Source organism: Streptomyces sp. NPDC059785 (assembly GCF_042732375.1).
In the GTDB taxonomy this organism is placed as follows: Bacteria; Actinomycetota; Actinomycetes; order Streptomycetales; family Streptomycetaceae; genus Streptomyces.
Window position 1 is genome coordinate 296,705 of sequence record NZ_JBHWHV010000001.1, and the last position, 10,548, is coordinate 307,252.

Annotated in this window: 8 protein-coding genes; 3 read left to right on the top strand and 5 right to left on the bottom strand. The window is 75.4% G+C overall.

All coding sequences use genetic code 11. The annotated features are described in order from the left end of the window. Positions 1–187: 187 nt before the first annotated feature. Both ACFV6E_RS01420 and ACFV6E_RS01425 read left to right on the top strand, forming a co-directional pair. Positions 188–1,699, top strand: a complete 1,512-nt coding sequence (locus ACFV6E_RS01420) for an FUSC family protein (protein WP_385458731.1) — start codon at positions 188–190, stop codon at positions 1,697–1,699. Positions 1,700–1,877: 178 nt separating this feature from the next. Then, entirely contained in the window at positions 1,878–2,921 is a 1,044-nt protein-coding gene (locus tag ACFV6E_RS01425; RefSeq protein WP_385458733.1) for a lactonase family protein, read from the top strand. Between the two features lie 99 nt (positions 2,922–3,020). Here the strand turns inward: ACFV6E_RS01425 and ACFV6E_RS01430 are convergent, their stop codons facing one another. The 4 genes from ACFV6E_RS01430 to ACFV6E_RS01445 form a co-directional block, all read right to left on the bottom strand. Continuing rightward, a complete protein-coding gene (locus tag ACFV6E_RS01430) occupies positions 3,021–3,944 on the bottom strand; it encodes a sirohydrochlorin chelatase (RefSeq protein ID WP_385161823.1) in 924 nt (307 codons plus the stop codon). Positions 3,945–4,115: 171 nt separating this feature from the next. Further along, positions 4,116–5,111: an N-acetylglucosamine kinase gene (locus ACFV6E_RS01435; protein ID WP_385161821.1), complete on the bottom strand. Its 996-nt coding sequence runs from the start codon at positions 5,109–5,111 to the stop codon at positions 4,116–4,118. Beyond that, complete coding sequence (locus ACFV6E_RS01440) at positions 5,108–5,785, bottom strand: uracil-DNA glycosylase (RefSeq protein WP_385161819.1); 678 nt, start codon at positions 5,783–5,785, stop codon at positions 5,108–5,110. Before ACFV6E_RS01440 ends, ACFV6E_RS01435 begins: the two co-directional genes overlap by 4 nt. A 243-nt stretch (positions 5,786–6,028) precedes the next feature. Then, positions 6,029–7,114, bottom strand: coding sequence for a WD40/YVTN/BNR-like repeat-containing protein (locus ACFV6E_RS01445; protein ID WP_385161932.1), 1,086 nt, complete (start codon positions 7,112–7,114; stop codon positions 6,029–6,031). A 251-nt stretch (positions 7,115–7,365) separates the two neighbouring features. On the opposite strand from ACFV6E_RS01445, the gene ACFV6E_RS01450 reads away from it, so the two are divergent. Beyond that, positions 7,366–7,950 carry a hypothetical protein gene (locus ACFV6E_RS01450; protein ID WP_385458735.1) on the top strand — a complete coding sequence of 195 codons (585 nt, stop codon included), beginning with the start codon at positions 7,366–7,368 and terminating at the stop codon, positions 7,948–7,950. Between the two features lie 82 nt (positions 7,951–8,032). On the opposite strand, the gene ACFV6E_RS01455 is transcribed toward ACFV6E_RS01450, so the two are convergent. Continuing rightward, positions 8,033–10,081 (bottom strand): HEAT repeat domain-containing protein, encoded by a 2,049-nt coding sequence (locus ACFV6E_RS01455; RefSeq protein ID WP_385458737.1) that lies wholly within the window; start codon positions 10,079–10,081, stop codon positions 8,033–8,035. Positions 10,082–10,548: the final 467 nt, after the last annotated feature.

The window sequence follows — 10,548 nt, forward strand, 5'->3', positions numbered from 1 at the left end:
GAGCTGGGCCGAGCCATTGGCCCAGTCGGGATCATGCCTGTTGAACCATCAGCCGTGCGGATGCTGAGATGTGTGTGTCGATGGCGCTGCGGACCTCCGCGGCGCCATTCCCATGTCCGGATGCGTGTCCGGGTGTGCATCGTGCGTCGGATGCGTCGGGTGCGTTGGGTGGAAGGGGCGGGACAACTTGCTGAAGAGGGCGTTCGTGGCGCCGGATCCGGGACGCGTACGGCTCCGGTTCGCCACCCGGGCCGTGCTCGGCATCGGGCTCGCCGTGGCCCTGTGCGGGGCGGCCGGGCACTCGCTGGCGGCGGCGATCACCGGCGGTCTGGCCGCGCTGCTCGCCCTGTTCACGGTGACGGACCCGACGGTGCGGGGACAGGCCGTCACGACCGCGCTGCTGCCGGTCGCCGGACTGCCGGTACTCGCCCTGGCCGCCGCGCTGCACGACGCGCCCCTCGCCCGTGACCTGGCGTTCCTCGCCGTCGTGGGAGCGGGCGTGTACGCCCGGCGGTGGGGACCGCGCGGCCACTCGCTCGGCGTGTTCGCCTTCATGACCTTCTTCGCCGCGCAGTTCCTGCACATGGTGGAGCGGCAGCTCCCCGAGCTGTCCGCGGCCGTGCTCCTGTCGCTCGTCGCGTCGTCGGCGGTGCGCTTCGGGGCGTGGTGCTACGAGCGGCGGCTGCCCGCGCCCGCCGCGGTCCCGGCGCCGACGGGCGGGACGGGGCTCGCCCGGATCACCACGCGGCAGGCCGTGCAGGCGACCGCGGGCGCCGGCTTCGCGCTCGCGGCCGGGCAGCTGCTGTCCGAGCAGCGCTGGTACTGGGCGGTGGGCGCCACCTGGTGGGTCTTCGTGAACACGGCCTCGCGCGGGGAGACCCTGGTCCGCGGCTTCCGGCGGTTCCTCGGCACCGTGCTCGGCATCGTCATCGGGCTGGCCGTCGCCGTGCCGCTGCACGGGGAGCCGGTCGCGACCGCGCTGCTCGTCGCGCTCGGCGTCTTCGGGATCTTCTACACCGCCGCCGTCTCCTACACCTGGATGATGCTGGCCGTGACCGTCATGGCCAGCATGCTGTACGGGCTGCTCGGCGTGCTCGACGCGGGGCTGCTCGCCCTGCGGGTGGGCGAGACCGCGGTCGGGGCGCTGGGGGCGGCGCTCGCCGTGCTCCTGGTGCTGCCGGTGACCACCCACTCCGTGACCGACGCGTGGGTGGCGCGGGCCCTGCGCTGCGTGCACGCGTGCACCGCGGAGGCCGCCGCCCGGCTCGCCGGTGACGGGACCGCCGATCCCGCGCCGCGCGTCGCCGAACTGGAGTCGATCCTCGGCCGGGTACGGCTCTCGCTCGCGCCGCTGGTGCATCCGCTCAGCCCGCTGCGGGCCCGCAAGGGGCGGGCCCGGCGGGTCCTGGCGCTGCTCGACGACTGCGCGCGCGAGGTGCGCGGGCTCGCGGCCGTCGCCGCCGACCCGGTCGCCTCGCACGACGCGCGGCTGGCCACCGCGTGCCGGCGCGTGGAGGCCGCCGTCGAGGCACTCACCGCGACCCCGGCCGGCGGCCCGCAGCGGCAGGCGGCGACCCCGGCCGCACCGCACCCCGTGGAAGGCGAAGCCGTCCTGGCGCACCTGCACGCGCTGGAACGAGCCCTGCTGGACCTCGCGGTACCCCTCCACGCCTCGAACCGCGTCCCGGCGGGGGCCTGAGCCCGCGCGTTCCACCGCCCCCGCCGTCGACCGGGCCGACCGCTGCCCCTTCTTCACCACTTCTCCCATCTCCCCCGCGGCGACTTGGTCCAGACCGCGAACCGCCGACTGCTACCGTCGCGCGGAACAGCCCACGAGCGAGACCCGGCGAGGCTGAGCGAGACGAGAGGGGAACCCGGTGACGGACGAGAGCGGCGGGCGGCGATCACTGGCGTACATCGGCTCGTTCACGGCGGCGGGCGGCCTCGGCGTGCTCACCGCGGCCGTCGACGAGACCGGCGGCACGCTGACGGTGCTCGGCGCCGTGGACGCCGTGCCCGACCCCTCGTACCTCGCCCTGTCGCCAGACGGGCGGATGCTCTACGCGGTCAGCGAGCGGGACGACGGAGCCGTGGCCGCGTACCGGCTCACCGGCGACGAGCCGGAACTCACCGGTCCGCCCGTACCGGTCGACGGGAGCGGGCCCACCCACCTCAGCCTGTTCGCCGGGCACGTGCTGACCGCCAACTACGGTTCCGGCAGCGTCACCGCCGTACCGCTCCGCGACGACGGGACCCTGGTCGGGGCGCCCTCCGACGTGCTCGTCCACAAGGGTTCGGGCCCGCACGCGCCGCGCCAGCAGGCCCCGCACGCCCATCAGGTGCAGCCCGACCCGAGCGGCCGGTGGGCGGTGAGCGTCGACCTCGGCACGGACTCGGTGCGGGTGTGCGCCCTGGACGGCGGCACGCTCGTGCCACGCCGCGAAATCGCGCTGCGGCCGGGCTCGGGCCCCCGCCACCTGGCCTTCCACCCGCGCGGCGGGCACGCCTACGTACTGAACGAACTCGCGCCGACCGTCACCGTCTGCCGCTGGGACGCCGCCGAGGGGATGCTGCGGCCGCTCGCCGAGACCCCGGTCCTGCCGGCCGCACCGGACGGCGACGCCTACCCCTCGGGCATCGTCGTCTCGCCCGACGGCCGCTTCGTGTGGACCGCCACCCGCGGCGCGGACGTCCTCTCCGTGCTCGCCCTCGACGGGGAGGAGCTGCGCCTGGTCGCCACCGTCCCGTGCGGCGGCACCTGGCCGCGCGCGCTCGCCCTGCACCCCTCCGGGCGCTTCCTGTACGCCGCCAACGAGCGCTCCGGGGACGTCAGCTGGTTCGCGGTCGACCCGGTCACCGGGACCCTGCGCCCGGCCGGCTCCGTCGCGGCGCCCGCGGCGTCCTGCGTGGTCTTCACCTGACGGGCACCGCGAGGCCGGGCCGGCGGCCGCGGCGTCCGTACGACAGCGAGGGCCCGCTCCGGTCGGTGGAGCGGGCCCTTCGGTCTGGTCGCGGGTCGTTCAGCGGGTGGGGGTGCCCTGCGCCTGCTGCGGGGCGATGCCCAGCGCCGACGCGTACTTGGCCAGCGCGAGCTTGCCGATCGCCGGGTACGGGCCGAGCGCCTCGGACGCGGAGCAGCCCGCCTCCTTGGCCGCCGCGTCGAGCAGCCCGGCGTCCAGCTCGGGGCCGATCAGGTACGGCGCCAGCGCGAGCTGCTGCGACCCGGAGGAGCGGAGCTGCTCGGCCGTGGCCGCGATCGCGCCCTCCTCGTCGAGGGCCGCCGCCATCACCGGGACGGCGAGCCGGGCGGCGAGCAGCATGCCGGTGATACCGGCGGCCTGCACGGCCTCCTCGCCGCCCACGGAGGCGAGGATGATGCCGTCGGCGGCGGTCGCCACGGTGAACAGCCGGGCCCGGTCGGCGCGGGCGAGACCCGCCTCCGACAGCCGCACGTGCAGCGCCTCGGCGAGCAGCGGGTGCGGGCCGAGCACATCGGTCAGATCGGCCGCGACCCGGCTGTCCATGACGGCCTGGCGGACCCGGCGCAGCAGCGCGTTGTCCGGACCGGCCAGCAGCGGGACCACGACACCGACCGGACCGTCGGGCTCGGTCACGTCCGCACCGGCGGCACGGGCCTGCTCGAAGCGGGCGGCACGCTCGTCCCCGGCGTTGCTCAGCACCGACTGGAGGGTCGGGAACTCGTCGTCGTCCCCGTCCAGGTAGCCGATACGGGCATCGAGGCCGGGGAGCTCGGAGCGGGCGATGCTCACGATCTCCTCGGCGAGGCTGCGGGTGGCGGCGCTGGGGGTGCCGGGCACCGCGAGAACGAGCGCGGGCGCACCCTCGGGTGCCGCCAGGGGTTCCGGACGGCGGTGCCGGCCGGGCTGGCGGGGGCGCGGCATTCGTACTGGCAGGCCGGACGCGGGCCCAGTGGAGGAGCTCATGGCGCCGCATGTTACTGGCTTCCTGGGCTCCCCTGTTCGGGGAGGGTGCAGGTGAGCGGTATCCGTCCGCTTTTGTCTGATGAGTTACGCGGAGATTGGCTGTGATCAGCGGGAATGACTTGACGGGCCCATGAAAAGTGTCGACCTGCCCGGGTCGATCCGACCCACCTTCTATCCCGTTCTCCCGGTCACCACGTACAGCATCCGCCGGTCCTCGGGCAGGCTGAGGCCGCCGTCGGCCAGGTCCACGGCGAGCAGCATGGCGCCGTGCAGCGGATCGCCCGCCGCCGGTACCTGCCGCGCGTGGGGCAGCCGCGCCGCCAGTTCCTCCGCCAGCGGTACGAGCAGCGGGTCCCCGAGTCCGCGCAGCCCGCCGGTCAGTGCCACTTGCGCGTCCGCGCCGTCCGGGCAGACCGCGGCCGCGGACTCGGCCATGTGACGCGCGGCCGTCCGCAGGATCTGCTCGGCGACCGGATCGCTCGCGGCGCAGGCCGCGACCTCGGGCGCGAAGCCGGCGAGGACGGCGGGCCGGTCGGCCCGCGCGTACAGCTGCCCGGGCAGTGACGGGACCGGCCCGAACACGGCCTCGGCGCGGGCCCGCAGCGCCGCGGAGCCCCCGGGCCGTCCGTCGAAGGCCCGTACCGCCGCTTCGAGTCCGGCGCGGCCGATCCAGGACCCGCCGCCGCAGTCGCCGAGCAGATGGCCCCAGCCGTCCGCCCGGCGCCAGCCCGTCAGATCCGTACCGATGGCGATCAGGCCCGTCCCGGCGGCGATCACCGCACCGGGACGCGGACCGAGGGCACCCGTGTACGCGGTGAGCGCGTCGGCGGCCAGGACCACGCGGCGTACGCCGAGTTCCCGTTCCAGGGCGGACGGCAGTACGGCGCGCAGCTCGTCGCCCAGGGTGGCGAAACCGGCGGCGCCGACGGCGACGGCCGCCAGGCTGTCGATGCCGGACTCGGCCATCAACCGGCGGGCCAGCGGCAGCAGTTGCTCCAGCAGGTGCCCGGCGTCGATGCCCTGGAGCCCGGTGCGCACCGGCTCCTCGGAGGCCAGCGGGCCGGGACGGGCCGCGGCGGCACCGGCGGGAGCGGCGATCAGCGCGCGCAGGCCCGAACCCCCCGAGTCCACGGCGAGCACCCCCGGCACCGCACCGGAGCCCGTCACGACAGACGCCAGTCCACCGGCTGCGCGCCCTGTCTGGTCAGCAGCTCGTTGGCGCGGCTGAAGGGCCGCGAACCGAAGAAGCCGCGGTCCGCCGACATGGGCGAGGGGTGCGCCGACTCGATGGACGGCAGGTCGCCGAGGAGCGGGCGCAGATTGCGGGCGTCGCGTCCCCACAGGATCGACACCAGCGGCCGCCCGCGTGCCGCCAGCGCGCGTATCGCCTGTTCGGTGACCTCCTCCCAGCCCTTGCCGCGGTGCGCGGCCGGGCTGCGCGGGGCCGTGGTGAGCGCCCTGTTGAGCAGGAGCACGCCCTGTTCCGTCCAGGGCGTCAGATCGCCGTTGGGCGGCTGGTCCACGCCCAGGTCGGTGTTGAGCTCCCGGAAGATGTTGATCAGGCTGCCGGGCAGCGGCCGGACGTCCGGCGCGACCGAGAACGACAGGCCCACCGCGTGTCCGGGGGTCGGATAGGGGTCCTGTCCGACGACGAGGACGCGGACCTCGTCGAAGGGCTGCTGGAAGGCGCGCAGGACGTTCTGTCCGGCCGGAAGGTACGTGCGTCCAGCGGCGATCTCACGGCGCAGGAAGTCGCCCATCTCGGCGATCTTTCCTGCCACCGGTTCGAGGGCCTTAGCCCAGCCCGCTTCGACGATTTCATGCAACGGTCGTGGTGCCACGGCGTCACCCTACTGCCGTACGGGCGGCGGCGATCAACCGGTGGCCGAAGGACGACCGCGGATGACGCACGGCGGTCGCAACCATGGCAACAGTGGCGGGAACGGCGGCCGGTCGTGCACCGACCGGACCGATCCCGACCGGACCGATGGCGGCTGGACCGATGGTGGCCGGACCGATTGCTGCGGCCGGACCGATGGCTGCCGGGTGTGACGGCCGGTGTGACGGCGGGCGTCCGGGCGGGCTCATCCCACCACCGCCGCGCGGACGCACAGCACGTCCGGCAGGTGCGAGGCCAACTGCCGCCAGGTGTCGCCGTCGTCCGGGGACGCGAACACCTCGCCGTTGCGATTGCCGAAGTAGACGCCCGCCGGGTCCGCGTCGTCCGTGCACAGGGCGTCGCGCAGCACCGTGCCGTAGTGGTCCTCGTCCGGGAGCCCGGCCGACAGCGGCTCCCAGCTCTTGCCCGCGTCCGCCGTACGGAAGACCCGGCAGCGGCGGTCGGCGGGGACGCGGTCCGCGTCGGCGTTGATCGGGAAGACGTACGCCGTGTCCCCGCGGCTCGGGTGCGTGGCCGCGGCGAAGCCGAACGTGGAGGGCAGTCCGGCCCCGATGTCCGTCCAGTGGCCGCCCGCGTCGTCGCTGCGGTACACCCCCCAGTGGTTCTGGAGGTAGAGCCGGTCCGGGGTCGCCGCGTCCCGGGCGACCTTGTGCACGCACTGGCCGAACTCCGGGTTCGGGTCCGGCAGGAACACCGCGGAGACACCGGAGTTGGCCGGCTGCCAGCTCTCGCCGCCGTCGGCGGTGCGGAACACGCCGGCCGTGGAGACCGCGACCGTCACGGCCCGCGGATCGCGCTCGTCGGTCAGGACGGTGTGCAGACCCTCACCGCCGCCGCCCGGCACCCACTTCGAGCGCGTCGGGTGCTCCCACAGCGGGCGGACGAGCTCGAACGTCTCGCCGCGGTCCGCCGAGCGGTACAGCGCGGCCGGTTCGGTGCCCGCGTAGACCACGTCCGGCTCGGCGGCCGACGGGTGCAGCTGCCACACCCGCTCCAGCGAAGCCTTCGTGTCCTTGGGGAACTTGACGGCCGGGCTGGCCGGCTCGGTCCACGTGCGCCCGAGGTCGTCGGAGTGGAAGACGGACGGGCCCCAGTGCGCGCTGTCGCCTCCCGCCAGCAGCCTCGGGGTGTCGCCCCGGGTGTCGATGGCGACCGAGTACACGGCCTGCGCGTTGAAGTACGGGCTCTCGTCGAACTCCCAGGTGCCTGCCCGGCGCCGTCCGATGAAGAGCCCTTTGCGTGTGCCCACGGTGAGCAGTACCTCGGCCATGACGGCCACCTCCGCGACGTCGTTGTCCCAGCACCCGTCAGTCTGCACCCCACCACTGACAGTCACCCCCGGACGCGGCATCACCGCAGCTCGGAGGCGGTATGTCGGCCTTCCGCCGGTTGTTCGGCCACCCGGCCGTCCCGCGGACGCATGACGGCCGCGCCTCGGAGCACATGAATGAGCAGGGACGGGACGGCTCCCGTATGGGAGGGCGGTCCGGCGTGTCCCCGAATCGATGAGGAGGATGCCCGATGGCGGCATTCCGTGGGCGGACGGTGTGGCTGTGGCGCTGGCGGCGCAACCCCTTGCGGCGCCCGAGCGACGTGCTCGAGGCGTGGGTCGTGCTCGCCGCCGGGATCCTCTGCGTGCTGTGCGGCGTGCTGACGGGGCTCGTGGCGGCGCAGTCCGTGGAGACCGGTCTGGCCAGGGAGCGCGCCGAGTGGCATCCCGTGCGCGCGTCGCTCCCGGGCGACGCGCCGGCCGCCGCCGCGAAGGCCGCCGGTTCCGACCGGGTGTGGGCGAAGGTGCGCTGGACCGCCGCGGACGGCACCGGCCACTCGGGGGAGGTCCGGGTCGCGGCCGGTACTCCGGCGGGCACCGCGGTCACCGTGTGGACGGACGGCGCGGGCCGGATGGTGACCAGACCGGCCACGGAGTCCCAGGCGCGGCTGCGGTCCTCCCTGATCGGCGCCCTCGTCGGGCTGAGCGCGGCGAGCGTGCCCGTTGTCTGCGGCCGTCTCGTCGCGGTCCGCCTGGAACGCCGCCGCATGCGCCACTGGGACGAGGCGTGGCGACGGTTCGACCCCCTGTGGGGCCGGGGACGCCAGACCGGCTGAGGCCGGGGGGTCCGGACGGTGGGCGGGCTCCGGCCGAGGCGGTCGGACCGGGTGAGGCGGCCGGACCGGTCGAGGCGTGTGGTTACGCGTCGTCAAGAGCCGTTCGGCAGGTGCGCAGCAGTTGTTCGTCCTCCAGGACGTCGTGGCTGCCGTAGCCGCCCGTACGGGCCCGGTGGCGGCGGGGGTTGGCCAGCTCCGTGCGGAGCAGGTCGTGGGCGGGTGCCGCCGACGGGCCCATCTCCGCCAGGCACGCGGCGATCGTGCCGCGCGTACAGGCGTTCTCCCGCCAGGCGGTGCGGAAGACCGGCAGGACCGGTCCTGCCTCCCCGGTGACCCGCCACACGGCGCACGCGCCGCTGGTCCGTTCCCACACGTCGCCCGACTCCGTCAGCCGCCGCAGGCAGGGCAGCGCGGGAGCGGCCTGCGGGCCGAGCGCCCCGAGAGCGTCGGCGGCGGCGCGCCGACCGGGCGACCCGTCCGCCGCCAACTCGGCGCGCAGCACCGGAAGTACCGCCTCCGCGTCCCGCTCCACCGACCAGAGCGCCGCCGCCGCGGCCACCGCGCACTCGCCGGTCAGCAAGTCCCGCAGCACCGGCGCCCCTTCGGCGGCCGCGAACGCCCCCAGCGCCCTGACCCCCGCCTCCAGCAGCGCGGGCCGCCGCCGCAGCCCCTCCGGTGCGCCGCGCAGCAGGCGGCGGACCTCCGGCACCGCCGCGCTGTCCCGCAGGGCGGTCAGTGCCGTCAGCAGCGGCACCGCCCGGTCGCAGGTGTCGTCCGAGGCGAGCGGCACGTCGGCGAGCCGGGCCCGCAGCAGCGGGGCGAGCGGGGCGGCCGCCGGGCCCAGGTGCCTGACCTCGTACCCGAGGTCCCTGGGGGCGTCGGGCCGCTCCAGCAACTCGGCCAGGACCGGCACCGCCCGCGCGTCCCCGGCCCGGGTCAGCGCCTTCAGCGGGCGGCCCAGGGACGGGCTGCCGCGCTCCCAGTGCCGTACCCGGGAGCCGGGGCGGGCCGCGACGAGTGCGGCCAGCGGGCCGGCCGCCGGGACCGCCAGGGTGAACAGGTCCTCGAGCACGCAGACCGCCGCGTCCCGTAACCGCTCCTCGTCCGTGTCGAGCTGCCCGCCGATCAGGGCGACCGGCTCCGCGTACGAGGCGCGCCACTCGCGGAACAGGCCGGCGGACATCCATACGGCGTTGCACCGGTCGGCCGGGTCCGGGCTGGTCAACTGCCCGTTCAGCAGGGCGATCCGCTCGGCGACCCGGCCGCCGAGCGCCGTGTGCAGGGTGCGCAGCAGTTGCGAGCCCTCCTCGTCCGCGGGGCCGAGCCGCCGGAGCTGCCCGATCAGCGTCCCGGTGCCGGGCCCCTGCGGCCGGTCCGGCTGCCTCGGCGTACGGGATCTGGCTCTGAGCAGGCCGATCGCCATGGGGACCAGATCGGCGGGCAGGCGCTCGGGCGCGCAGCCCGCGAGCTGGCCGAGCGCGGCGAGCCGCAGAGCGGGATCGTCGGCCCGCGTGCCCAGCGCCGACAGACGGTCCAGCGCGCCGGCCGCCGTGTCCGGGTGCAGCCGCGCCCACAGCCCGAGCCCCTCGACGAGCGCGAGCCTGACCGCGGCGTCCGGCTCGTCCTCCAGCCGCTCGCACAACACGTCCAGGACGCGGGCCGGTTCGTCCAGGAAACGCACCAGGGCCGGCGGTACGGCCCGCCGCACCTCCGGGTCGGGGTCCTCGACCAGCCCGGCGAAGACGTCCGCGTGCGCGCGCACCGCCGCCCGCGCCTGCGCGTAGGGGGCAAAGGCGGAACCGGACGCGGAATCGGATGCCGGGCCGGGGTCCAGGGAGCCCGGCGGCTCCGCGTCCTCACCGCCGCCGATGCTGACCAGCAGTTCGACCACGCCGCCGCGGTCGGCCACGTCCTTCCGTGCGATGAGGGCGAACAGGAAGGGGATGCAGGCGAGCGTCGAATCGTAGACATCGCCCTGGTGGTGCACTGCTCCGTACATGCCGTCGAGAGCGCGCTCGCGCTCGTCGGCGGACGCGGACGCCAGGCCCCTCAGCAACGCGGGCACGTCCTCGGCGCTTCCACAGGCATGTTCCATCGAGGCCCAGTCGACCTCGTCGATCCCCGTGAACACGGTGCCCCCTCCCCGGACGTTCGGCCATTGATCGTGAGTGTGCACCACACCACTGACAGTGACGCCCGGGCCGGATGCCCGGCGGCTGGGATCGGCCAGTCCGGGCCACGTCCGGACCGCCGGTCCGGGCCCGTTCCGGCCGTACGGTGCCCGGCGGCCCGGAGCGGGAGGCGGAGCACGGCGGTGCTGGCCGGAGGGCGGAAGGCACCGCCCGGAGAGGGCGCCGGCCGTCCCGCCGACGGGGCGGGGAGAGGGCCCGGACGCACCGTGGATCGCGATCAGTCCGTCGCGAAAATATGGCGACATGGCGCTGTTTGCGGCGGCGCGATCATGACGGAACACGCCGGTGCGTAGTCGGCGCGGCCGGCGGAGGCCGTCCCACGGAGCCGCTCGGACGCGGCTCGGGAAGCGCATTCCGGTGCATACGCACCGCAGGAAACGCACCGGGGGCACGGGCGGCCTTCGCC

Bases quoted from the DNA above. Each gene is read 5' to 3' on its own strand.
- ACFV6E_RS01450 (WP_385458735.1), top strand. From the start codon at position 7,366: ATGGCGGCATTCCGTGGGCGGACGGTGTGGCTGTGGCGCTGGCGGCGC.
- ACFV6E_RS01430 (WP_385161823.1), bottom strand. From the start codon at position 3,944: ATGAGCTCCTCCACTGGGCCCGCGTCCGGCCTGCCAGTACGAATGCCG.
- ACFV6E_RS01445 (WP_385161932.1), bottom strand. From the start codon at position 7,114: ATGGCCGAGGTACTGCTCACCGTGGGCACACGCAAAGGGCTCTTCATC.